The 23,213-nt window shown below is 56.8% G+C and carries 26 protein-coding genes and 1 tRNA gene; 19 read left to right on the forward strand and 8 right to left on the reverse strand.

What is annotated here, in order from left to right; translation table 11 throughout:
- Window positions 1–2 precede the first annotated feature (2 nt).
- Window positions 3–1,061 carry a hypothetical protein gene (locus AAGQ96_RS02875; protein ID WP_342754796.1) on the reverse strand — a complete coding sequence of 353 codons (1,059 nt, stop codon included), beginning with the start codon at window positions 1,059–1,061 and terminating at the stop codon, window positions 3–5.
- A gap of 94 nt (window positions 1,062–1,155) precedes the next feature.
- Here AAGQ96_RS02875 and AAGQ96_RS02880 point away from each other — a divergent pair, with 94 nt between their 5' ends.
- From AAGQ96_RS02880 to AAGQ96_RS02945, 14 genes are all read left to right on the forward strand, one after another.
- Window positions 1,156–1,746: a phage baseplate assembly protein V gene (locus AAGQ96_RS02880; protein WP_342754797.1), complete on the forward strand. Its 591-nt coding sequence runs from the start codon at window positions 1,156–1,158 to the stop codon at window positions 1,744–1,746.
- The gene (locus AAGQ96_RS02885; protein ID WP_342754798.1) at window positions 1,746–2,093 is read left to right on the forward strand and encodes a GPW/gp25 family protein; all 348 of its coding nucleotides are present in this window, start codon (window positions 1,746–1,748) and stop codon (window positions 2,091–2,093) included. The genes AAGQ96_RS02880 and AAGQ96_RS02885 overlap by 1 nt, the downstream gene beginning before the upstream one ends.
- A gap of 1 nt (window position 2,094) precedes the next feature.
- On the forward strand, window positions 2,095–3,003 hold the full coding sequence (locus tag AAGQ96_RS02890) for a baseplate assembly protein (RefSeq protein ID WP_342754799.1): 909 nt from the start codon (window positions 2,095–2,097) through the stop codon (window positions 3,001–3,003).
- The gene (locus AAGQ96_RS02895; protein ID WP_342754800.1) at window positions 2,996–3,604 is read left to right on the forward strand and encodes a phage tail protein I; all 609 of its coding nucleotides are present in this window, start codon (window positions 2,996–2,998) and stop codon (window positions 3,602–3,604) included. The genes AAGQ96_RS02890 and AAGQ96_RS02895 overlap by 8 nt, the downstream gene beginning before the upstream one ends.
- Window positions 3,601–4,689, forward strand: a complete 1,089-nt coding sequence (locus AAGQ96_RS02900) for a phage tail protein (protein ID WP_342754801.1) — start codon at window positions 3,601–3,603, stop codon at window positions 4,687–4,689. The genes AAGQ96_RS02895 and AAGQ96_RS02900 overlap by 4 nt, the downstream gene beginning before the upstream one ends.
- On the forward strand, window positions 4,689–5,279 hold the full coding sequence (locus tag AAGQ96_RS02905) for a tail fiber assembly protein (protein ID WP_342754802.1): 591 nt from the start codon (window positions 4,689–4,691) through the stop codon (window positions 5,277–5,279). Before AAGQ96_RS02900 ends, AAGQ96_RS02905 begins: the two co-directional genes overlap by 1 nt.
- Before the next feature lie 119 nt (window positions 5,280–5,398).
- Window positions 5,399–6,568, forward strand: a complete 1,170-nt coding sequence (locus AAGQ96_RS02910) for a phage tail sheath protein (RefSeq protein WP_342754803.1) — start codon at window positions 5,399–5,401, stop codon at window positions 6,566–6,568.
- A 10-nt stretch (window positions 6,569–6,578) separates the two neighbouring features.
- On the forward strand, window positions 6,579–7,088 hold the full coding sequence (locus AAGQ96_RS02915) for a phage major tail tube protein (protein ID WP_342754804.1): 510 nt from the start codon (window positions 6,579–6,581) through the stop codon (window positions 7,086–7,088).
- A gap of 50 nt (window positions 7,089–7,138) precedes the next feature.
- A complete protein-coding gene (locus AAGQ96_RS02920; protein WP_342754805.1) occupies window positions 7,139–7,417 on the forward strand; it encodes a phage tail assembly protein in 279 nt (92 codons plus the stop codon).
- A 32-nt stretch (window positions 7,418–7,449) separates the two neighbouring features.
- The gene (locus tag AAGQ96_RS02925; protein ID WP_342755515.1) at window positions 7,450–7,572 is read left to right on the forward strand and encodes a GpE family phage tail protein; all 123 of its coding nucleotides are present in this window, start codon (window positions 7,450–7,452) and stop codon (window positions 7,570–7,572) included.
- Window positions 7,565–10,003, forward strand: a complete 2,439-nt coding sequence (locus AAGQ96_RS02930; RefSeq protein WP_342754806.1) for a phage tail tape measure protein — start codon at window positions 7,565–7,567, stop codon at window positions 10,001–10,003. Before AAGQ96_RS02925 ends, AAGQ96_RS02930 begins: the two co-directional genes overlap by 8 nt.
- A 2-nt stretch (window positions 10,004–10,005) precedes the next feature.
- The gene (locus tag AAGQ96_RS02935) at window positions 10,006–10,524 is read left to right on the forward strand and encodes a phage tail protein (protein WP_342754807.1); all 519 of its coding nucleotides are present in this window, start codon (window positions 10,006–10,008) and stop codon (window positions 10,522–10,524) included.
- Window positions 10,521–11,687 carry a phage late control D family protein gene (locus tag AAGQ96_RS02940; protein ID WP_342754808.1) on the forward strand — a complete coding sequence of 389 codons (1,167 nt, stop codon included), beginning with the start codon at window positions 10,521–10,523 and terminating at the stop codon, window positions 11,685–11,687. The genes AAGQ96_RS02935 and AAGQ96_RS02940 overlap by 4 nt, the downstream gene beginning before the upstream one ends.
- A gap of 66 nt (window positions 11,688–11,753) precedes the next feature.
- Window positions 11,754–11,972, forward strand: coding sequence for an ogr/Delta-like zinc finger family protein (locus tag AAGQ96_RS02945; protein ID WP_124234400.1), 219 nt, complete (start codon window positions 11,754–11,756; stop codon window positions 11,970–11,972).
- 142 nt (window positions 11,973–12,114) lie between these two features.
- Here AAGQ96_RS02945 and AAGQ96_RS02950 read toward each other — a convergent pair.
- Window positions 12,115–12,191 (reverse strand) — tRNA-Ile (locus tag AAGQ96_RS02950).
- Window positions 12,192–12,461: 270 nt separating this feature from the next.
- Here AAGQ96_RS02950 and AAGQ96_RS02955 point away from each other — a divergent pair.
- Window positions 12,462–13,382: an AraC family transcriptional regulator gene (locus tag AAGQ96_RS02955; RefSeq protein WP_147200506.1), complete on the forward strand. Its 921-nt coding sequence runs from the start codon at window positions 12,462–12,464 to the stop codon at window positions 13,380–13,382.
- Window positions 13,383–13,388: 6 nt separating this feature from the next.
- Here the strand turns inward: AAGQ96_RS02955 and AAGQ96_RS02960 are convergent, their stop codons facing one another.
- Together AAGQ96_RS02960 and AAGQ96_RS02965 are read right to left on the reverse strand one after the other, a co-directional pair.
- The gene (locus AAGQ96_RS02960) at window positions 13,389–14,111 is read right to left on the reverse strand and encodes an SDR family oxidoreductase (RefSeq protein WP_342755516.1); all 723 of its coding nucleotides are present in this window, start codon (window positions 14,109–14,111) and stop codon (window positions 13,389–13,391) included.
- Between the two features lie 137 nt (window positions 14,112–14,248).
- Window positions 14,249–14,818, reverse strand: coding sequence for a histidine phosphatase family protein (locus AAGQ96_RS02965; RefSeq protein ID WP_342754809.1), 570 nt, complete (start codon window positions 14,816–14,818; stop codon window positions 14,249–14,251).
- Between the two features lie 599 nt (window positions 14,819–15,417).
- Here AAGQ96_RS02965 and AAGQ96_RS02970 point away from each other — a divergent pair.
- Genes AAGQ96_RS02970 through AAGQ96_RS02980 form a run of 3 tightly spaced genes read left to right on the forward strand, consistent with a single transcriptional unit; the run spans window position 15,418 to window position 18,870 of the window.
- Window positions 15,418–16,806 (forward strand): MFS transporter, encoded by a 1,389-nt coding sequence (locus AAGQ96_RS02970; RefSeq protein WP_342754810.1) that lies wholly within the window; start codon window positions 15,418–15,420, stop codon window positions 16,804–16,806.
- A gap of 50 nt (window positions 16,807–16,856) precedes the next feature.
- The gene (locus tag AAGQ96_RS02975) at window positions 16,857–17,885 is read left to right on the forward strand and encodes a LacI family DNA-binding transcriptional regulator (protein WP_342754811.1); all 1,029 of its coding nucleotides are present in this window, start codon (window positions 16,857–16,859) and stop codon (window positions 17,883–17,885) included.
- 7 nt (window positions 17,886–17,892) lie between these two features.
- Window positions 17,893–18,870, forward strand: coding sequence for a nucleoside hydrolase (locus AAGQ96_RS02980; protein ID WP_147194830.1), 978 nt, complete (start codon window positions 17,893–17,895; stop codon window positions 18,868–18,870).
- A gap of 68 nt (window positions 18,871–18,938) precedes the next feature.
- On the opposite strand, the gene AAGQ96_RS02985 is transcribed toward AAGQ96_RS02980, so the two are convergent.
- The 4 genes from AAGQ96_RS02985 to AAGQ96_RS03000 form a co-directional block, all read right to left on the reverse strand.
- Window positions 18,939–19,277, reverse strand: coding sequence for a HigA family addiction module antitoxin (locus AAGQ96_RS02985; RefSeq protein WP_147200507.1), 339 nt, complete (start codon window positions 19,275–19,277; stop codon window positions 18,939–18,941).
- An 81-nt stretch (window positions 19,278–19,358) separates the two neighbouring features.
- Entirely contained in the window at window positions 19,359–19,667 is a 309-nt protein-coding gene (locus tag AAGQ96_RS02990; protein ID WP_147194833.1) for a type II toxin-antitoxin system RelE/ParE family toxin, read from the reverse strand.
- Between the two features lie 80 nt (window positions 19,668–19,747).
- Complete coding sequence (locus AAGQ96_RS02995) at window positions 19,748–21,259, reverse strand: PepSY domain-containing protein (protein WP_342754812.1); 1,512 nt, start codon at window positions 21,257–21,259, stop codon at window positions 19,748–19,750.
- A 76-nt stretch (window positions 21,260–21,335) separates the two neighbouring features.
- The gene (locus tag AAGQ96_RS03000; protein WP_342754813.1) at window positions 21,336–21,755 is read right to left on the reverse strand and encodes a DUF2946 domain-containing protein; all 420 of its coding nucleotides are present in this window, start codon (window positions 21,753–21,755) and stop codon (window positions 21,336–21,338) included.
- Window positions 21,756–21,964: 209 nt separating this feature from the next.
- On the opposite strand from AAGQ96_RS03000, the gene AAGQ96_RS03005 reads away from it, so the two are divergent.
- Entirely contained in the window at window positions 21,965–23,173 is a 1,209-nt protein-coding gene (locus AAGQ96_RS03005; protein WP_147194839.1) for an MFS transporter, read from the forward strand.
- Window positions 23,174–23,213 lie beyond the last annotated feature (40 nt).

Genomic DNA, 23,213 nt, shown 5'->3' on the forward strand with positions numbered 1-23,213 from the left:
TATTACTTGGTATTTTTTAAAGAGTTCATTAAACTTGCTAAACTCTCTAGTCCATCAAATGTTGATGGTATTTTATCCTCTGTGGGCATAATGTTGGAAAAAACTATTTCTTCAAATTTTTCCAAAGGGTTATGGTCTTTGCTTTTTATTTGCTTACTGTATTCTGCATAGTTTTGTATGAATTGACATAAGCTTTTTCTCAATTCTATTTGAACGATTTGCGCCTTGATGGAAGAGAAGTTTCTTAGCGCGATTCTGAAGAAGTAAATAAAAATAAGAGTTAGTGATGCAATTGGTATTAGTTTGATTAATCCGCTGTGGCTTTGGTTTTCGCCATTTTTAAAATAAATCAATTCAAAAACCATTGGGGAAAGCAGAAGTATGCCTAATAAAATAAGCGCTCTCCTCGCCCAGATGTATTCTTCTTTTTTTTGGATAGATAAGTCATTGAACCCTTTGTAAAGTCCAACGAAGTTAAAAGCGAACTCTTGCTTTTTTAAAGAATCTTCCAATGCATTTATTCTTTCTATTCTGTCGTTTAAATCCGCATCCCAGGAGTTTTTTAAATTTTCTGTTTTTTGAGTTATTGATGGTAGCTGTCTAAGGGCTGTAAAATCCTCGTTGTGTAGTATGCTTTTCAAGATATTAATCGGCATTTCTCTAAGTGCATATTCAATCTGTAACTTAGCACTCGGTGAAAAATTATCTACCTGATGAATTGCAAATGATTTCATCGAAATGAAACTTTGTGACATTTCCCTTGGGTGATTAATGTAAAACTCAAGTACAAATCTAAAGCATGTTGAGAAGATTTCATCTATGCCCTCGGTGCTTAAATCTTCAGATTTTAGATCATTTATAAAGTTGTGAGATATATAATCAATGTTTACTTGTGTTTTACTATCCCATGTTTCTGGCTCTGTTAAAAAACTTTTTAGCGACGCATGAATGAACTCATTCCTTTCCTTTTCAAACTGACTGTCAGCTACAAATCTGGATAAAGCATTTCGATAACTAGTAATAACATTTTTAACATCGGGATTAATGAAAAAATTTTGCATGGGATTTTACCTTTTGAGTTTTTTTCTGTCCGTTGACATATAACCAAACGGGATAGCTTTGAAACATCCCTTTAGTTCGATTCATTATGCTTCTATGAACTCACAAATCCCAGAAATCCTGCGCCTGCTGCGCAACCTGATCCGCATCGGCACCGTTTCCGCCGTCAACCTTGACGACGGGCTGTGCCGCGTGGATACCGGTAACAATACAACCAACTGGCTGCACTGGCTGACCGCCCGTGCCGGTCGTACCCGTTCATGGAATGCGCCTTCCGTCGGCGAGCAGGTGCTTGTCCTGTGCCTGGGCGGCGAGCTGGATACCGGCTTTATTTTGCCGGGCGTGTTCTCTGACGATAACCCGGCACCGTCCGCCTCGGCTGACGCGCTGCACTGGTCGTTTCCCGACGGTGCGGTGATTGAGTACGAACCGGCAAACGGCGCGCTGAAGGCAACCGGCATCCAGACCGCGACCATTCAGGCCGCCGTCAAAATCATGCTGGATTCGCCGGAGGTGGAATGCTCAGCCCTGCTGAAAACCGCCACGCTGGAAGTGACCAAAGGCGGCTCGATGAAAGGCGACGTTACGCACAGCGGCGGCAGCTTCAGCTCTAACGGCGTAGTGGTCGATTCCCACAAACACGGCGGCGTGAAGTCCGGCGGCGACACGTCGGGAGGGCCGCAGTAATGGCCGTGCGATATTCCGGCATGAGCCGCGACACCGGCGGGGCGCTGACCGACCTCGATCATATTCGCCAGTCGGTGCGCGACATTCTGTTAACGCCGGTCGGTTCCCGCGTGATGCGCCGCAGCTATGGCTCGCTGTTATCCGCCTTGATTGACCAGCCGCAGAATGAATCGCTGCGCCTGCAAATTATGTCGGCCTGCTACGTGGCGATTTTGCAGTGGGAACCCCGCGTAAAGCTGACCGGCATCTCTTACGAATCTGCGTTTGACGGCGGCATGGTGGTTGAACTCACCGGCACCCGCGCCGACAACGCGCAGGACTTTTCCCTGACCATTCCCGTGAGCTGATATGGCAACTATTGACCTGAGCCAGCTACCCGCGCCCGACGTGGTGGAAGTGCTGGACTATGAAACCCTTCTCGCTGAACGCAAAGCCACGCTGATTTCACTCTATCCGGCGGAGCAGCAGGACGCCATCGCCCGCACGCTGGCGCTGGAATCGGAGCCGGTGGTAAAGCTGCTGGAAGAAAACGCGTACCGCGAGGTTATCCTGCGCCAGCGCATCAACGAGGCGGCTAAGGCCGTGATGGTGGCGTATGCCCTGGCGGATGATTTGGACCAGCTCGGCGCAAACAATGGCGTTACCCGCCTGACGCTGACGGCCGCTGATGAAACCACGCTCCCGCCGACCGCCGCCGTGATGGAAAGCGACGACGATTTTCGCGTGCGTATCGCCGCCGCCTTTGAGGGGCTGAGCGTGGCCGGGCCGTCGGGCGCTTACGAGTACCACGCGAAAAGTGCCGACGGCCGCGTGGCGGATGCGTCCGCGATCAGCCCGTCGCCCGCGTGCGTGACCATCACCGTGCTGTCGCGGGAGGGAAACGGCGTGGCGGCCGCCGACCTGCTGGCCGTGGTGGATAAAGCGTTAAATGATGAGGACGTGCGTCCGGTAGCTGACCGGGTCACGGTGCAGTCGGCCGCCATCGTGGATTATGCCGTGGACGCCGTGCTGTATCTCTATCCGGGGCCGGAAGCCGAGCCGATACGCGCCGCCGCTGAGGCAAAGCTTACCGCGTTCGTCAGCGCCCAGGCGCGGCTTGGCCGGGACATCCGCAAGTCGGCTTTATACGCTGCGCTTCACGTTGAGGGCGTCCAGCGGGTTGAGCTGACCGAACCCGCCGCCGACGTGGTGCTGGATAAAACGCAGGCCGCGTACTGCACCGGCTGGGCGATTATGGTCGGGGGTTCGGATGAGTGATCGCCTGCTGCCGGTCGGCTCGTCGGCGCTGGAAGTTGCCGCCGCTGAAGCCTGCGCGAAGATTGAAGCCATTCCGGCACCGCTACGTCGGTTATGGAACCCGGACACCTGCCCCGTTGAGCTGCTGCCGTATCTTGCCTGGGCGTGGTCGGTTGACCGCTGGGACACCGGCTGGAGCGAATCAACAAAACGCGCCGTCGTCAGCGCTTCGCAGTACGTGCATAAACACAAGGGCACGCTCGGCTCAATCCGTCGCGTGGTGGAGCCGCTCGGCTATCTGATCCGCATCGTTGAGTGGTGGAAGACCGGCGGCGAGCCGGGCACCTTTCGCCTTGATGTGGGCGTGCTGGATACCGGCATCACTGAGGAAATGTATAACGAGCTGGAGCGCCTGATAGCGGATGCGAAGCCGTGCAGCCGCCACCTTATCGGGCTGTCCATCAACCTTGATGCCAGCGGCGCGCTGCCGGTTGCCGCCGCCTGCTACAGCGGCGACGAGCTGACGGTTTACCCCTATACCCCTGAAATCATCACCGTGGGCGGTTCCGGCTGGACCGGCGCGGCGGTGCATCTTATTGACCTGACGGAAATAAGCACATGACGACGAAATATTTTGCCCTGCTGACCAGCCAGGGCGCGGCAAAACTTGCCAATGCCGCCGCGCTGGGAACCAAAGTACAGATTACTGAAATGGCCGTGGGCGACGGTGGCGGCACGCTGCCAACCCCTGACGCGGCGCAGACAAAGCTCATTGGTGAAAAGCGCCGGGCCTCGCTCAACGCGCTGACGGTTGATGCAGCCAACAGCAGCCAGATTATCGCCGAGCAGATTATCCCGGAAAGCGAGGGCGGTTTCTGGATCCGCGAAATCGGCCTGTTTGACGCCGACGGCGTGCTGATTGCCGTGGCTAACTGCGCGGAAACCTACAAGCCGCAGTTACAGGAAGGCAGCGGACGCACGCAGACGGTACGCATGATACTCATCGTCAACAGTACCACCGCCGTAACGCTGAAAATCGATCCGTCCGTGGTGCTGGCAACGCGTCAGTACGTGGATAACGCGGTGATTGAGGTGAAAGCGTATGCCGACAGGGCGCTGGCCGCACACGTTGCCGACGCCAATCCGCACGGCCAGTATTTGCAGGCCGCGAACGCGCTGGCTGAAATTAAGGACGCCGGACTGGGTTCGAAAGCGCTGGCCGCGCTGGGGCTGGGCGATGGCTCATCCGTGCCGGTTGGCGTGCCGCTGCCTTACCCGACCGCGACCGCGCCGGACGGCTGGCTGAAGTGCAACGGTGCATCGTTCAGCGCCACGACCTATCCGCTGCTGGCGAAAGTCTATCCGTCGCTGAAACTGCCGGATTTACGCGGCGAGTTTATTCGTGGCTGGGATGACGGGCGCGGCGTGGATTCAGGGCGAAGTATCCTGGCCTCACAAGGGGACGCTATCAGGAATATTACGGGGGGGATAAACGACATTTATTTTGGTAACAGTCCGTCAAGTGCCGGGGCGTTTAATACAGGCGGCGTGTCGGACACGGGCTACTACCCGACGACCAGCGGGGCAATGTTGTTTAAAAGAAGTGTTGTGAGCAGCAATCTGTTTGATGCTTCCCGCGTTGTCCCTACAGCGGCTGAGAACCGCCCGCGCAACATCGCCTTTAACTACATTGTGAGAGCTGCATAATGGCTAAGATTATCCTGGACAAAAGCGGGCTGGCGAAGGCATCCGGCACGCTGACGGTTTATAACTTTGATGCCGAAAGCGGTGAATTCACCGGCGCAACGGATGAGTATTTAGCGCAGGGCGTCGGCGTACCGGCCTTTGCTTGCAGCAGCGCGCCACCGGCTGTCGATACCGGGTTTGTCGCCGTTTACCGCGACGGCGGCTGGCTGACTGTTGCCGATCATCGTGGCGAAAAGGTTTATTCCACCGCTGACGGTACGGCGCAGCTGATTACCGCGCCGGGCGACTGGCCCGCCGGTACGACGACGCTTGCACCGGCAACCGGCTTTGATCAATGGGACGGTGAGAAGTGGGTAACTGATACGGACGCGCAGCGGGCCGCAGCGGTACAGGCGGCAGAGAATGAAAAGGCCGCACGTATTGCCGAGGCCAACAGCACAACGCAGGCGTGGCAGACGCAGCTGAGGCTCGACATTATCACCGATTCGGATAAGGCTTCGCTGACCGCGTGGATGAAGTACGTGCAGGCTGTGCAGGCTGTCGACACCGGCACCGCGCCTGCTGCTGACTGGCCGGAAAGGCCCGCCTGATAACGATCCATACTGGCCGGACGGAATTCTGTCCGGCTGTCCATGAGCAAACTCCATTCGCATGCATCGCCCCGCCTGACCTGACAATCTGAGCACACCCATTACACGGAGTGCATCAGATGTCTGATTATCATCACGGTGTCCGTGTCGTCGAAATCAACGACGGCACGCGCACCATTTCCACCGTCTCCACCGCCATCGTCGGGCTGGTCTGTACCGCCGACGACGCCGATGCGGCGGCATTCCCGCTGAATACGCCGGTGCTGCTGACCAACGTGCTGTCTGCCATTGGCAAGGCCGGTAAAAAAGGCACGCTGGCCGCATCCCTTCAGGCGATTGCCGACCAGTCGAAACCGGTCACGGTCGTAGTGCGCGTGGCCGAAGGCGACGACGGTGCCGAAACCATCTCCAATATCATCGGCACCACCGACGAGAACGGCCAGTACACCGGCATGAAGGCGCTGTTAAGCGCGCAGAGCCAGCTCGACGTCAAGCCGCGCATTCTCGGCGTGCCGGGCCTTGATTCTTTAGAGGTGGCGACCGCGCTTGTCAGCATTGCGCAGCAGCTGCGCGCCTTCTGCTACGTCTCCGCCTGGAACTGCAAAACCGTCTCTGACGCGCGCAAATATCGCGAGAACTTCAGCCAGCGCGAAATCATGGTTATCTGGCCGGACTTCCTCGCCTGGAACACCACCGCCAACGCATCAGAAACCGCCTGGGCCACGGCGCGGGCGCTGGGCCTGCGCGCCAAAATCGACAACGACACCGGCTGGCACAAAACGCTGTCCAACGTCGGCGTTAACGGCGTGACCGGAATTTCGGCCGGTGTTTTCTGGGACCTGCAACAGACCGGCACCGATGCCGACCTGCTTAATGAAGCCAGCGTGACCACGCTTATCCGTAAGGATGGCTTCCGCTTCTGGGGAAACCGCACCTGTAGCGACGATCCGTTATTCGCGTTTGAGAACTACACCCGCACCGCGCAGGTGCTGGCCGACACGATGGCTGATGCCCATATGTGGGCGGTTGACAAGCCGCTGACGCCGGTACTGGTGCGCGAGATTATTGCGGGCATCAACGCCAAATTCCGCGAGCTGGCCAGCGCCGGTTATCTGCTGGGCGCATCCGCCTGGTATGACGAAGCGGCCAACGACACCGCCACCCTGAAGGCGGGCAAGCTGGCGATTGATTACGACTACACGCCCGTTCCGCCGCTGGAAGATTTAACCCTGCGCCAGCGCATCACCGACACGTATCTGGCGAACTTCGCCGCGTCCGTTAACAGCTGAGGACTGAACAATGGCACTGCCACGAAAACTCAAGGGGATGAACCTCTTTAACGATGCCAACAGCTATCAGGGCGTTGTGACCAGCGTCACGCTGCCGAAGCTGTCGCGCAAGCTGGACCCGTTCCGGGGCGGCGGCATGAACGGCGCGGCGCATATTGATATGGGCCTCGACGACGACGCGCTGGACATGGAATGGAGCATTGGCGGGCTTGATGAGCTGGTGCTGTCGCAGTGGGGCGCAACGTCCGTGCCGCTGCGCTTTACCGGTTCGTACCAGCGCGACGACACCGGCGAGGAAATCGCGGTGGAAATTGAGGTACGCGGAAAGCACCAGGCGTTTGACTTCGGCGAGGCCAAACAGGGCGAGGACACCGAAACCAAAATCACCACCAAATGCACCTACTACAAGCTGACCTTTAACGGCAAAGAGCTGATTGAAATCGACACCCTGAACATGGTGGAGAAAGTGAACGGCACGGATCGGCTGGAGCAGCGCCGTAAAAATATCGGCCTCGTATAACCCCTGAGCCAGCGCCCGGCGCTGGCCTTAACTTTAAGCAGAGAACAATCATGGAAAACAAAGGAAACGTCGTCACCCTGGAAACCCCGGTTATGCGCGGCGAACAGGAAATCAACACTATTGAGGTGATTAAACCGAACTCCGGCGCGCTGCGCGGCACCCGCCTTGCCGATCTTGCAGGCTCGGACGTGGACGCGCTGATTACCGTGCTACCGCGCATTACTTTGCCCACGCTGACGAAGGCGGAGTGTATGAACCTCGACCCGGCCGACCTGATTTCCCTGGCCGGTAAGGTGATCGGTTTTTTGTCGCCGAAGTCGGACGAATAAGCTGGCCCGGCGATATGACCGTTAACGACCTGATGGCCGATATCGCCACCGTGTTCCACTGGCCCCCTTCTGAAATGTATGAGATGCCGCTGACCGAGCTTATCGACTGGCGGCACAAGGCCATGATCCGCAGCGGAGTGAAACCCGATGAGTAACAACCTGAAACTCCAGGTGCTGCTTAAGGCGGTAGACCAGGCGACGCGCCCGTTTAAAGCTATCCAGAACCAGACCCGCAAACTCTCCGGCGACATCCGCGAAACGCGGGACAGCATTAAGGCGCTCGACGCGCAGGCGGCGAAGATTGACGGCTTTCGCAAGGCAAGCGGCCAGCTGGCGGTTACGCAGCAGAAGCTCAAAGACGCTAAAGAAGAAGCGGCCGCGCTGGCGATCCAGTTTAAAAACACCGAAAAGCCCACCACGGCGCAGGCCCGCGCGCTGGAAAAGGCCCGGCAGGCGGCAAACGAACTGCAAACCAAAAGCAACGCCCTGCGCCTGTCGGTGCAGCAGCAGCGGGAAGCGCTGAACGCCGCAGGCATTTCAACCAAAAGTCTGAGCAGCGAACAACAGCGGCTGAAAAGCGCGTCCGCCCAGGCAACCGTCAGCCTGAGCCGCCAGAAAGCCGAGCTGCAACGCCTCGGTCAGCAGCAGGAGCGGCTCAACCACATCAGCGAGCGCTACCGCAAAGGTCAGGAGCTGTCCGGGCGCGTGCGTAATGCCGGTGCGGCCGGTGCGGGGGCGGCGACCGTCGGCGCAATTGCGGCAACGTCCGTACTGCGCCCCGGCTACGACTTTGCGCTGGCGAACTCCACGCTACAGGCGAAACTCGGTATTGATAAAAACTCCGCTGACTTCCAGTCGCTGAAAGCCCAGGCGCGCAGCATTGGCGACAACACGGCGGCCTCTGCCAACGATGCCGCGCAGGCGCAGACCGTGATCGCACAGTCGGGTGGCTCGGTTGACGACATTAAGGCGGCAACGCCGGTGACGCTGAATATGTCGCTGGCAAATAACCGCACGATGGAGGAAAGCGCCAACCTGCTGATGAGCACGAAAAACGCCTTTGGCCTCGCCAACAGCGAGGTGGCGCACCTGGGCGACGTGATTTCGGCGACGCTCAACAAAACCGCCACCAAATTCGATGACCTGAGCGACGCCATGCCCTATGTCGCGTCGGTGGCGAAAAATGCGAAGGTAAGCGTCGAGCAGACGGCGGCCATGATCGGCGCGCTGGCAAACAACGGCACCACCGGCAGCATGGCCGGGACGGGAATTCGCGCCATGCTGCTGCGCGTGCAGGGGCCGACCGGCGAGGCGTTTAAGGCGATTAAAGAGCTTGGCGTACAGACCGCCGACAGCAAGGGCAACATGCGGCCGTTCTTTACCATCCTCAAAGAGATGCAGGCTTCTTTTAAGAAAAATAACCTCGGCGATACACAGCAGGCGGAGTATCTGAAGACCATCTTTGGTGAAGAGGCCGCATCAACGGCGGTCACGCTGATGAAAAGCGCTTCCGGCGGCGAACTCGACAGGCTGACAAACACGTTTAAGGGATCGGACGGCAGCACGGCAAAGCTGGTCAACGTACAGCAGGACAACCTCGGCGGCGATTTCAAAGAGTTGCAGTCGGCAAAAGAGGCCATCGGCACCGACCTTTATGATGACCTTGATAAAACCCTGCGTTCGCTGACCAAAGAAACCACTAAATTTCTGCTGAACGTGGACAGCTGGATCCAGAAAAACCCGGAGCTGGCAGGCGGTCTCGCGAAAGCCGCCACGGCGGGCCTGATTATTGTGGGCGTGCTGGGCGCAATCGGGCTGGTTGCCTGGCCGGTGATTGCCGGGATTAACCTGCTGATTGCGGGCGCGGGGATGCTTGGCACCGTCTTCAGCGTGGTGGGCGGTGCCATCACGACCGCGCTTGGCGCCATCACCCTGCCGGTAGTGCTTGTGGTCGCCGCCATCGTCGCCGGTGCGCTGCTTATCCGTAAGTACTGGCAGCCCATCAAAGCGTTTATTTCCGGCGTGGCCGAAGGCTTTACCGCCGCAATGGGACCCATCAGCGACGCCTTCAGCCCGCTGAAGCCGGTCTTTGACTGGGTGACGGACAAAATTAAGGGGCTGTGGGACTGGTTTACCAAACTGCTGGAGCCGGTGAAATCCACACAGTCAGAGCTGAAAAACGCCGGAGACATGGGCAAGAAATTCGGCAACATGCTGGCCGAAGGACTGAAAATCCCCGGTCAGGCGCTGGACCAGCTGAGAAGCGGGATTGACTGGGTACTGGATAAGCTTGGCGTGATTGACAGCAAATCTGACGGGCTGAAAGACAAAGTACCCGAGCACGACCCGGTCGCGCCGAACGGCCTGCCCTGGAGCCTGGCCGATACCGGCCCGGCGTATCAGCCGGTATCGTCTCCGGCGGCGGGCGGAGGGTATCGGGACCAGAGCCAGAACAGCTACCAGTACGATATTCACATGCACCCGGGCATGACCAAAGACGACGCGCTGGCGCTGATCGCACAGCAGCAGGCGCGCAACGACCGTAACCGCCAGGCGCAGAACCGCAGCAAAATGGGATGGGAATAAACATGATGATGATTTACGGCCTGATGCCGTTTATGCGCCAGACGCTGCCTTACGCCGAGTTGCAGCAAAGCATTGACTACCGGTGGCCCACGAACAGCCGTATCGGGCAAAGAGCGTCGGCGCAGTTTCTCGGCGTGGGCGATGAAAAAATTACCCTGACCGGCGAGCTGCGCCCGGAGGTGACGGGCGGAGCCATCTCGCTGCTGACGCTCAAGGTGATGGCCGACGAGGGCCGGGCATGGCCGCTGATTGGCGGCAACGGCACGATTTACGGCATGTACGTGGCGGAAAGTTTTTCGGCGAGTCACAGCGAGTTTTTAAGTAACGGCAGCGCGCAAAAAATCACGTTCACGCTGGGCCTGAAGCGCGTTGACGAGTCGTTAACGTCGATGTTTGGCGACCTGAAAAAGCAGGCGGACGGGCTTATCAGCGGCGTTAATAATCTGCCGGGCCAGGTCACGACCGCCATCAGCAGCGCGAAAACCGCCGCCGGTGCTATCGTGGGCGGGCTGCTGTCATGAATATTACCGGACTGCCTGTGCAGGCGGGCGCGCAGATTGCGCCGGATTTTATGCTGACCGTGAACGCAAAAGACGTGACCGCGAACATCCGCGACCGGCTTATCTCGCTGACGCTCACCGATAACCGGGGCTTTGACGCTGACCAGCTGGACCTTGAGCTGGACGACGCCGACGGCCAGCTGGCGATGCCGGTGCGCGGGGCGGTGATAAAGCTGTTTCTGGGCTGGAAAGGCCAGCCGCTTATTGGTAAGGGGGAATTTACGGTTGACGAGGTGGAGCATCACGGCGCGCCGGACATGATGACCATCCGGGCCAGAAGCGTGGACTTTCGCGGCACGCTGAATTCCCGGCGCGAGGTCTCGTATCACGACACCACCCTGGGCGCGGTGGTCACGCAGATAGCCGAGCGCAACAGCCTGAAGGCGGTACTGGCCGACGGCTTTGCCGCGCTGGCAGTGAGCCACATCGACCAGACGCAGGAAACCGACACGACGTTTTTAACGCGTCTGGCTTCGCTGTACGGCGCAGTTGCCGCCATCAAGGCCGGAAAGCTGCTGTTCCTGCGTCCGGGCAGCGGCGTAACGGCCAGCGGCAGGCCCATTCCGCAGCTGACGATTACGCGGCAGGACGGCGACCGGCACACCTTCAGCATTGCCGACCGTGGGGCTTATACCGGTGTGACGGCAAGCTGGCTGCATACCAAAGACCCGAAGCCGAAAAAGGTAAAGGTCAAACGCAAGCCGAAAGAAAAACACCTGCGCGCTCTTGAGCATCCGGCGGCGAAAAAGAAAAAGGCCGCAGCGAAAACTCCGGAGGCCCGCGAGGGGGACTATCTGGCGGGAACGGAAGATAACGTATTTGCGCTGACCACGGTTTACGCCACCAAAGCCGCCGCGATGCGCGCTGCAAAGGCCAAATGGGACAAGCTACAGCGGGGCGTTGCCGAGTTCTCGCTGACGCTGGCGATGGGCCGGGCGGACCTGTTCCCGGAAACGCCGGTAAAGGTCAGCGGGTTTAAGGCGGTGATCGATGCGCAGCCCTGGCTCATCAGCAAGGTGACGCACAGCCTGAGCGGCAGCGGCTACACGACGGCGCTGGATTTTGAGGTGCTGCTGTCGGACGTTGAGTATGAGGCAGAATCAGAAAATGGTGATTCACTTTGAGTGAATTTTATTGTTATTTTTGTAGGTTTGGGTTATTAAGGCGGGGTACACAAGGAGAACGTTACCATGATGCATTGCCCGCTATGCCAGACCGCTGCCCATGCCAAAAGCAGCCGCTATATCTCACGCGAGACAAAAGAACGTTATCACCAGTGCCAGAACATTAATTGCAGTTGTACCTTCAAGACGCACGAAAGCATAGCGGGGATGATCGTCTCGCCAGGCCAGACTAACAAGGTGCCAATTTTTACGCACAACGACAGACAGCCATCATTGCTTCACTGACAGCCCGCGAAAGCGGGTTTTTTTGTACCTGCGTTCAGAAGGGCCAAAAAAGTCATGCGACACTTTTGCGACACTGACCACCACAAACAAAAAAGCCACTCGGTTAAGAGTGGCTTAATGCCCTGATTTAACAGGTAAATTCTGGTGGCCCCTACTGGACTTGAACCAGTGACCAAGCGATTATGAGTCGCGTGCTCTAACCAACTGAGCTAAGGGGCCGTGGCGCGGAATTATAATGTAAGTTGCTGATGCAATCCAGCATTGCGCCACCGTTTGGCTGTTTTTTAGACGTTGTGCTGCATGTCAGAAATGATTAAATAACAATCCATTAGCCAGGGTCCTACACTTAGCCTGCTTTTGCCGCACCCTGAAACGGGTTGTGTCAAAGTCTGCAATATCTCACTCTGTTCGTTAATGAGGTTAAGTGAACTGCTGCATGGGTTGCCGAATCACCCTTGTCATCAATTTAAGGAGCCGAGCGTGGTTGATATGCACTCTTCGTCTGAACGCCGTCGGCGGAAAATGGCGGCGTTGATTTCTCAGCTTGCGCCAAACAATGGTTACACGCAGTCGGCTTTAAAAGATGTGCGTTTTTTACGTTCCGATATCTCGCTGGAGAGCACGCCCGTGCTGTACGAGCCGTCTGTCGTGGTGGTCTGTCAGGGGCGTAAACGGGGCTTTCTGGCGGATCAAACCTTTATCTATGACGCACAGCAGTTCTTAGTCGTGGCCGTCCCTTTGCCTTTTATCAGCCAGACGGAAGCCACAGCCGAGGAACCCATGCTGGCGGTGGCGCTGCGTCTGGATTTGCAGGTGGTGGCGGATTTACTGGTGACGCTTAAGCTGCCACTGACGACAGAGGAGCCAGCCAGCATGCTCTCCACGCCGCTGGACGAGCAATTAGGCGATAGCGTCCTGCGCCTGCTGGAAACGCTGCGATCACCACAGGAAACGCAGGTTCTCGGGGCTGGTCTGCTGCGCGAAATTTACTATCGCGTCCTGATGAGCGAGCAGGGCGCTTCGCTGCGGGCGGCGTTATCGAATCAGGGCTATTTTGCGCAAATCGCCCGGGCGTTGCAGATCATGCAGCATCGTTATCAGGAGCATATGGAAGTGGCCGATCTGGCGCGTGAAGTCGGCATGAGCAGCGCAACGTTTCACGCGCGGTTTAAAGCCGTCACGCAAAGCTCGCCGATGCAGTATCTCAAGTCTTTGCGTCTGCATCAGGCCCGGCTATTGATGGTGCGAAATGGCGTCTCTGCCGCGGCGGCTTCGGCAGAGACGGGCTACGAGAGTCCTTCGCAGTTCAGTCGCGAATTTAAGCGCTTCTTTGGCCGCAGCCCGCAGCAGGAAGCCCTGTATATGAAAGAGATCCTGCGGCTGGAGCCTGCCATTGCCGTGACCGGCTAAAGCAATTTAGTACGGGCTGGCAGTATGTCGAATAACCAGCTCGCTCACGTCCACGTCATCAGGCTGCGCGATCACCCAGGCGATGGCACGAGCAATCGCCTCCGGGTCAAGCGCCACGCTGCGATAGCTTCTCATCGCCTCACGGGCATACTCATCACTGATGGTCTCCGCCAGCTCGGAAGTGACCACGCCGGGCGAAACCACCGTCACCCGGAGTTTATCCGTCTCCTGTCTGAGGCCGTCCGAAATAGCCCGCACAGCGTATTTAGTCGCGCAGTAAACCGCCGCGGTAGGTGAAACGCTCAGCCCGCCAATCGACGAAATATTAATAATATGGCCGTACTGTTGCTGCTCCATCAGCGGTTGAGCAGCGGCAATACCGTGCAGCACGCCACGAATATTTACATCAATCATCTGATTCCACTCGTCTACTTTGCGCGAGGAAAGCGGCGAGAGCGGCATCACGCCAGCGTTATTAATCATTACGTCCAGTCCGCCAAAACGCTGCTGCGCTTCAGCGACAAATGCTTCCATCTGTTCGAGTTGGGTAACGTCCAGCGCCATAAAATGGGCCTCACCGCCCGCCGCGTGGATCTCCGCGACCTCCTTTTCCAGCCGCGCTGTCCGACGCGCACCCAGCATGACGCGAGCGCCTTTAGCCGCTAATAAACGAGCGGTCGCTTCGCCTATGCCACTACTGGCACCGGTAATCGCGATAACTTTATTCATCAGTTCAGACACAGAAACCTCCACAATGAGCCTCACTAAACGGACTATCCGTCAGTGACTACCAGCGTATGAGGGTTATCGTGTGGTGAAAATATCCGTGGCTCTTTAAAGCTTGCCTAATCCTCTAAAACGGGGCCTTACTCAATTTCCGAGGGAATAAAAGGTGGGTGATAGATGGCGGTGCTCCAGTGGCGGCTGCTGGCGTGTTTTTCGGCCAGCCAGCCCGCTTTGCGCAGCTCTCGCGCAATCAGTTTGTTCATAATGCCGTGTCCCACCAGCAGCACGTTACCCTTGGATGAATGCTCAATTAGCGTGGTGGCTGCCAGAGCGGCTCGCCGTTCTGCCTGCTGAAAAGACTCTACCGAACCGGCATAGCCGCACAGCCACAGGGTGCGGAGCACCGTCAGCCAGAAAGCCGCAGGTAAATGAGGATAACCGAGGCGCATGACGGGCAACGAGACTTCGCTAAACAGTTCATCGATTGAGGCGGGTTCGCGGTCTAATTTTGCCAGGGAGGATCGGGCGCGAAGCAGCGGACTGGTAATAATATAGTCGGCCGTGCTCACTACCTGTCGGCATCTGTCCGGTGGCGCATCTTCAACCCGCGACATATCGTACGCTTCACACCACTGTTCCATCGCCAGCGCAGGCAAACGGCCGCCGGGATGGTGATCGGGCTTACCGTGGCGCATCAGTATAATGCTCATTGCTTTCCTCAAAGATAATTTACGATTAAGGGATCGGCGTTCCCTGAGAAAAAATGCGGCAATCCCTCCAGATAATAGACGGTCTGCTCCGACAACGTCATCTGCCTGTCATAGCGGGCGATTTACACTGTGGTCTGCTGAGAAGGCGCGGTGATGGCGAAAAATGACACATCAGTGAAGTTTTAACACACTATTGGCCTGTCATAACGAAATACTTTAGCGTTAATTTATCATAAATGTCTGTTATATCAGACGTTGTCGGCTTTGCTGGCATAATGAATGTGAAATTAATCTAATTTATTTCTCAAGATTACTTGATTTATCTACGCGCGTAGATACAATGCATGCACGTCAAAAAATCACCGTGTCGATGCCTGTCAGCGCAGTGAAAGGTCAACTTTGTTTCCCGTATACATATGATTGGTTAATCAAAACCAACGGCCGGGAAGCTTACAGAACAGAGTCCAACACCAGGGAACCCGTTACTGACCTTTAACTATGGCTCAGCAAAAGAGCGTCCTCACTGATGCATTTCCCGGCGATCCGGGGGCGAGCCAGTGAAGGCGAAACAGACCTCCTAACATCAGGGATTTTTTTTCATGTCCACACCTCAAAGCATCCGGCCAGCGGCATCTTCTGCCTGTTCTGCCGCCGATGAACGTCTGGCCACCACGGAAGGGCGCAAGGATTTCTGGCGGGCGACCGTCTCTTGCTGGCTTGGCACGGCGATGGAGTATGCAGATTTTGCGCTGTACGGTCTCGCTGCCGGTATCATCTTTGGCGACGTTTTCTTTCCTGAAGCCACGCCTGCCATGGCGCTACTCTCCAGCTTTGCAACCTGGTCCGTTGGCTTTATCGCCCGGCCTATCGGCGCGCTGTTTTTCGGCTGGCTGGGCGATCGTAAAGGGCGTAAAGCGGTGATGATCACCACCATCATTCTGATGGGGGCCTCGACCACCTTAATTGGCCTGATCCCCAGCTATGCGTCAATTGGCGTGTGGGCACCGGCCTGTCTGGTGCTGTTGCGGTTTAGCCAGGGGTTTGGCGCGGGTGCCGAGTTGTCCGGTGGCACGGTGATGCTGGGAGAATATGCCCCTGCTGAGAAACGCGGGCTGGTATCGTCGATTATCGCGCTGGGATCGAACAGCGGCACGCTGTTGGCCTCGCTGGTCTGGCTGATCGTGGTACAGATGGATCCTCAGCAGTTGCAGGCGTGGGGCTGGCGAATCCCGTTCCTGTGCAGCTCGCTGATCGCGCTGGTTGCCTTGTGGATCCGCCGTCATTTGAAAGAAACCCCGGTATTTGAGCGCAAAAATGCCGAGATGCAGGCGGTACGTGAAGGCAAGTTAGTGTCTTACCATCCGCAAGCGCCACGCAGCCTGTGGCAGCGTAGCCGGGCGTTTCTGGTGATGCTGGGTTTACGCATCGGCGAAAACGGGCCTTCCTACCTCGCGCAGGGCTTTATGATTGGTTATGTGGTCAAAGTATTAGCGGTAGATAAATCGGTCGCCACTACGGCGGTGCTGATCGCCTCGCTGCTGGGCTTCCTGATTATTCTTTTTGCTGGCTGGCTTTCCGACCGTTTCGGTCGTCGCATAACCTATCGCTGGTTCTGCTTGCTGTTAATTATCTATGCCTTCCCGGCCTTTATGCTGCTGGATTCTCGTGAGCCGATCGTGGTGATGGCAACCATTGTTGTCGGGATGGGGCTGGCCTCGCTGGGTATCTATGGCGTGCAGGCGGCCTGGGGCGTGGAGATGTTTGGCGTAAAACATCGCTACACTAAAATGGCAACGGCAAAAGAGCTGGGGTCAATTTTGTCTGGCGGTACCGCGCCGCTGGTAGCCGCCGCGCTGCTTTCCTGGACGGGTCACTGGTGGCCAATTGCCACCTATTTCGCGGTGATGGCGACAATTGGCTTCCTGACCACCTTTGTGGCACCGGAAACGCGAGGTCGCGATCTCAATGCCCCGGAAGATGCTATTTAAGCAGTAATGCGGACCGGGCTGCCGGTTCGCGCAATCAATGAGGTGAAACCTTGGCAAAAAACATTCATCGCGCCACCCGGGTCGATGTCGCCAGAGAGGCCGGAACCTCCGTAGCGGTGGTCAGCTACGTTATCAATAATGGCCCGAGGCCGGTAGCAGATGCGACCCGGCTTCGCGTGTTGGCAGCGGTACAAAAGACTGGCTATCGACCTAACAGCGTGGCGCGCGCCCTGGCTTCCGGCACCAGCAAAACCTACGGGCTGGTGGTGCCGAATATCGGCAACGCTTTTGTCGCTTCTTTCGCGCATGCTCTACAGCAGGAAGCGCTAAATAACGGCATGGTGATGCTGCTGGGCGACGCGGGCGACTGCCGCAAGCGCGAGCTGGAGCTGATTAACAACCTGCTCAGCCAGCAGGTAGACGGCCTGTTTTACAACAGCGTCGATCGTCATCCCTATATCGATGTTATTCAGGCCAGCGGCACGCCGCTGGTGATGCTTGACCGCGTCGATCCTGCTTTGAACGTCAATATCCTGCGTGTGGACGAGCGTGAAGCGGCGCACCAGGTAACGGCGCACTTGCTGAGTCACGGCTATCAGGACGTCGGCATCATCAGTGGGCCGCCGGAGATGTTCAACGCGCAGGATCGCCTCGCAGGTTGGCGACAGGCGTTGCAGGACTTTGGCGTGCGTGAGCGGGCAGAGTGGATTTTCCCGGCAGCCTATACTCGTGAAGGGGGTTATCAAGCAGCAAAAGAAATGTTGCGGGGACCGCTGCCGCGTGCGCTATTTGCCTCTAACGAAATGCAGGCGATTGGGTGTATCCGTGCTCTGGCAGAACATCATATCGCTGTGCCGCAGCAGGTTGCACTGGTCTGTTTTAACGGCACGGATCAGGCGGCTTTTCACGTTCCCTCTTTAACGACAGTACGGCAACCGGTCGAAGCGATGGCAAAAGCGGCACTCGCGATGCTCGCGCAACCCGGAAATGAAGTGCACCTGAGCGAATTTTCTCACCAGCTACAGCTTGGCGAATCCTGTGGCTGTTTCCTTACCGCCAGCCGCGATGCGGCAAGTTAAGATAAAAATGAAAAGAGTCATTATTGATTGCGATCCGGGAAATGGGATTACCGGAGCGAACGTTGACGACGGTCTGGCGATAGCGCTGGCGCTCGGTTCACCGGGCCTTTCCGTCGAGCTGATTACCACCGTGGCAGGCAACACGCCCAGTGAAACGGGCTTTAACGTAGCGAAAGATTTGGTTGAGCAACTGGGACTGGATGTGCCGGTACGCAAAGGTGCTGACCGGGCGCTGGTTGAGCCGTCGGAGCCATGGCGGGAGGCGCTTGATAACCGGGTTCACCAGTCAAAGCTGGCGCATCTGTGGCAGGGCGTGCGTCAACCACAGGCGTACAGCGCGCCGGATGAAGAGGCGGCAGATGCCATCGGCAGGCTGATTTGCGCCAATCCGGGCAAGATAACGCTGGTGGCTATCGGGCCGCTGACCAACGTGGCGCGGGCGTTAGATCGTTATCCGCAGATGGCGGAAGCGGTGCAGGAAATCGCGATTATGGGCGGCGTTTTTGCGCTGGATGACTTTATTAAGGACACCAATTTTGGCCTCGATCCGGAAGCGGCGCAGCGTGTTCTGACCTGCGGTGCCACTATCACGCTGGTGCCGATGGATGTCACGACCCGGACGCTGATGACGCACCGCGACCTGGACAGGATCCAGAAGCTGGATACGCCGCTGGCGAAGTTTGTCTGTGAAACCTTCAGGCCGTGGCTCGACTATTCCATTCAGACGCGCAAGCTTCCGGGCTGCTGGATCCACGATGCGCTGGTCATTGCCTGGCTGATCAATCAGCAGGTGGCAACGGCGGCAGACTACTACGTGAATGTGGAACTGCGGCCCGGCATGACGCGCGGCAAGTCCTGGCGTTATCGGCTGCCGCTGCGGGTTGATATTGCCGTGGGTGAGACAACGGGCGGCATGGTACACGTGCTGAAAACGGTGGATAACAAGCTGCTGCTGAACATGCTGGAACAGGCGTTGGCGAAGTGATTTTAAGGCCCGCGATGGCGGGCCTTAAGCTTGTTAACCGGTTGCTGGCGCGAAGATTACGTTAAGAATCAGGCTACCTTGTTCTTAGCGGCTCGCTGCGTAAGAAAACGTTCTAAAGAGGTTACGCGGCTCATCTCTTCCTGAGTGCGCGCATCGTTTTCCACTTCCCAAATATCCACGCTGTTTTGCAGGTTTAACCAAAATTCAACGCTGGTATCAAAGACCATAGCCAGTCTGAAAGCCATATCAGGCGTCAGTTTGCGGTTGTTATTCAGTAAAGCGCTGACCGAATTACGGTGTACATTGAGCATCTCTGCTAAGTCATTGATTTTTAGCGAAAGCGGTTCCAGGTATTCGTATAACAAAATATCGCCTGGGGTGGTGGGCTTACGTGTCGCTTGTTTCATCATAATTTTTCTCTTTTCATAATGCTTCGCCAACTTCACGCTTTTTAGAGCGTTACAGGGCGCATCTGTAAACTCTTCCACTCATTTGTGTTTTTTATAACTGTGCGGATCTAAATAAAGATCAATTGCTTTTCCTTCAATCCATTTGAAAATTAATCGGTATTGCTCATTGATGCGTATCGCAGAGTACTCACTCAGCGGAGGATGCAACTCTTCATATCGATTACCCGGTGGCGATCGTAAGTCCTTATACGTTGTCGCAGCATTTATCAGGTCCAGTTTGCGAGCTAATGCTGACTCCAGATTTGCCGGGATTTTTTTATGCGTTTTGCCATATAAAAAATAATCTTCAAGCCATTCATCCCTAAAATTTTCAATGTTTCTCAACATCTCAGTTCACGCCTCCGCTGCGTAATAATCGCACTACTTTATTGCACTCCCGCACTGTGCGCAAGTGCAATATAGTGAGATTAGTGTTTGGCGATCCTGATGGCTCGCTGCCAGCGCAGCGCATCAATCAGTACAAGTATTAGCAGGCTGACGCCCATTACCGGCAGGCTGAACGCCAGCGCGACGCTACAAACCAGCAGTAAAAACCTTGCGCTGAGAGAGAGCTGTCGCCAGCTGTGCAGCAGCGTATCCGCCGGATGAGGCCCGCTGCCTGCCGCAGGTCGTCGTTGCCACCACAGGCGATAACCCATCACGATCAGCAGGCACAGCCCCAGGCCAAAGGTGGCCAGCAGCAGCTGATTAGGCAGGCCAAACAGCACGCCCATGTGAGCATCCACCCCCCAGCGCGTCAGTTTTGCCAGCAACCCAAACCGGGCGAACTCAACCTTATCCACCACCGTAAAGTCATGCGGATCCACGGCTACGCTATCTACCTGCGTAGGCCAGCGGCGATCGATTTCACTGACTGTCCAGGCTTTGTCGGCCTGCCAGGCGGGACGGATTTCTATTTTTTCAGCGTCGATCCCGGCGCTGCGGGCCGCCTTTACCACGCCATTAAACTGCGCGGGCGTGATGGCGACCGTCGCGGCGGGCATTGGCCCGGTCATATGATGCTCCGCATGCTCATCGACAGGCACAGGATGCTCTGCATGCTCGTCGGCGGTCATATGATGCTCCGCATGTTCATCGGCGGGCATATGATGCCCGGCATGTTCGCCAGACATCGTCATTGCTGGCATCGCATCCGTCATCGGCTGCATGACTGGCGGTGCCAGCGTCGTATTGACGGATGGCGTCATCCAGCCGAAATGCGCCCGCATCGACGAAATATTGTCTCCCGCCCAGCGCGACCAGGTCAGTCCGGTTGCCGAGAAAAACAGCAGGCCAGCCAGCAGCAGCAGGCCAAGGGTGATATGCCAGTGGCGCTGACGCTGGCCCGGCCCGGCTTTTCTTACCTTCTGCGATGAACGGCTGGCAGCCCAGAGCAGCACGCCACCCAACGCGGCAACCCACAGCCAGCTGGCGGCAAGTTCGCTATAGTTTCTGCCGAGATCGCCCAGCAACAGGTTGCGGTGCAGATAATCCAGCCAGGTCCGTAACGGCAGCACGCCACTGGTGCCATAAACCGGCAGCATGCCACGGATCTCAAGCGTGCCGGGATCGACAAACACCGCCGTCGATTCCGAAGGCCCGGATTCAGGCGTAATAAACATTACGCGGGTCGTCTCGCCGACGGTGGGTGCCGGGCGTACCGCTGAGATCCTGATGCCGGGACCCACAAAGTTTTGCGCCGTCCGCACCTGGTCGGCCAGTGATTTTGCGGGCACCTTGCTGGGTGTAAACAGCTGGTGGGCATACAGCGCGTTTTCCAGCTGCGGGGTCAGTACATATAAGGTGCCGGTCAGGGCGGCAATAAAGATAAAAGGGCCAATGAACAGGCCAATATAGAAGTGAAGACGACGTAGTAAGGGCAGAAGCGCGCTGCGGGTGTTTTCCACGCGCGCCGGCTGCGCCAGAATTTTTTCTGACATAGTCATTCCATCCGCCTGAAACCAGGCATAAGCAGGTGTTGGCCGCTATTGCGACGTAATTTTATGGTCCAGATGCTCAGAAAATGGGCGGGGCCCGGGGATGGAAAAAGCGTGGCGCAAAGCGTGAGAAGAGGGGGCGAAGCAATGGCAGAGCGGGCTGCTTTGCCGCCTGAAGCACTGACCACAGCGGCGGCAGATTATTTAAATCCAACGGCAGATGCGCCAGCAGCACACAGTAGCCGCAGGCGCTGTCGTCCATCATCGACAGCGGATGATGCGCCTGCATGCGGGCATGTTGCTGGGGCGACATCTCAGCCATTACGCAGTCTGCGTCATGATCGGCGGGCTGATGGCTCGCCATCATCATTGCGTGGCGGGCAGGGGAAGTCGTCAGCGATTTTGAAATCACCGGCGCGATAAACAGCAGCAGTATAGCGATCAGTCCCAGCCAGGCAGCAAAACGGCTGGGCGAACGGTGCATCTGAATCAGCGACAAGCCCAGGCTTCCTCGTCATTCACGAACGTCGCAGTGTAGCAAAGTTTCTGCGTGAGATCGGATTGTGAATTGAAACGCGTGCTTACATCCTGAATTGAAGACTGACAACTGCGTCCAAATCGCTACCTTATTACATGCTATAAACAAATACTTAACAAATACCGGTCTGCTTCGCAGACGCTTGCCTTCTGTAAGACAGGATAAACCCTATGTTCAACTGGACTTCAACCCAGCGCAATGTGGCTTTCGCCTGCTTTGCCAGCTGGATGCTGGACGCGTTCGACTTTTTTATACTGGTGTTCGTGCTGAGTGATATTGCCGCTAACTTTCATACTGAAATTTCCGACGTTTCGCTGGCGATTATGCTGACGCTGGCGGTCAGGCCGATAGGCGCACTGCTGTTTGGTCATCTTGCCGAAAAGTATGGCCGACGGCCGATTCTAATGGTGAATATCGTCACCTTTTCGCTGTTTGAATTACTGTCCGCCTGGTCGCCCACGCTGGCGACGTTTTTGGCTTTTCGCGTGGTCTACGGCATTGCGATGGGCGGTATCTGGGGCGTTGCGTCGTCGCTGGCGATGGAAACCATTCCCGATCGTTCACGCGGCATGATGTCCGGCATTTTTCAGGCCGGCTATCCGGCCGGTTATCTGCTGGCGTCGATCATCTTTGGGCTGTTTTACAGCATGGTTGGCTGGCGCGGCATGTTTTTAATCGGTGCTTTGCCGGTGCTGCTGCTGCCGTTTGTCTGGTTCAAAGTGCCGGAGTCACCGGTATGGCTGGCCGCCAGAGAACGAGGCGAGCGGGCATCGCTGCTGCCGGTATTACGCAGCCACTGGAAGCTTTGTCTCTGGCTGGTGTTGTTGATGGCCTGCTTTAACTTCTTCAGCCACGGCACTCAGGATCTCTACCCAACCTTCCTGAAAGTGCAGCACGGCTTCGATCCGCATACGGTCAGTATTATTGCCATTTGCTATAACATTGCGGCAATGCTGGGCGGGGTACTGTTTGGCACGCTGTCAGAGAAAATCGGCCGGAAAAAAGCGATTATCATCGCGGCGCTGCTGGCGTTGCCGGTGCTACCGCTGTGGGCGTTTTCAACCGGTTCGGTGACGATTGGGCTGGGCGCTTTCCTGATGCAGTTTATGGTGCAGGGCGCGTGGGGCGTGGTGCCGGGCTATCTGACTGAGTTAGTGCCTGCCAATACGCGAGCGGTGCTGCCGGGATTCGTTTATCAGTTGGGAAATCTGATTGCGTCGGTCAACGCCACGTTGCAGTCGCGCATTGCAGAAAGCCATGGCAATAACTACGGGCTGGCGATGGCGATAGTGGCGGGTACGGTTGCGGTATTGATTTGCGTGCTTGTCGCTTTCGGACGCGAAACGCGGGGAATCGAACTGACCGCCCGCAACAAGTAGGTTATTCAGGGCGGCTGGCAAATGCGCCCTGAATCCGACG

This window comes from Pantoea sp. MBD-2R, from assembly GCF_039134845.1.
Taxonomy (GTDB): domain Bacteria; phylum Pseudomonadota; class Gammaproteobacteria; order Enterobacterales; family Enterobacteriaceae; genus Erwinia.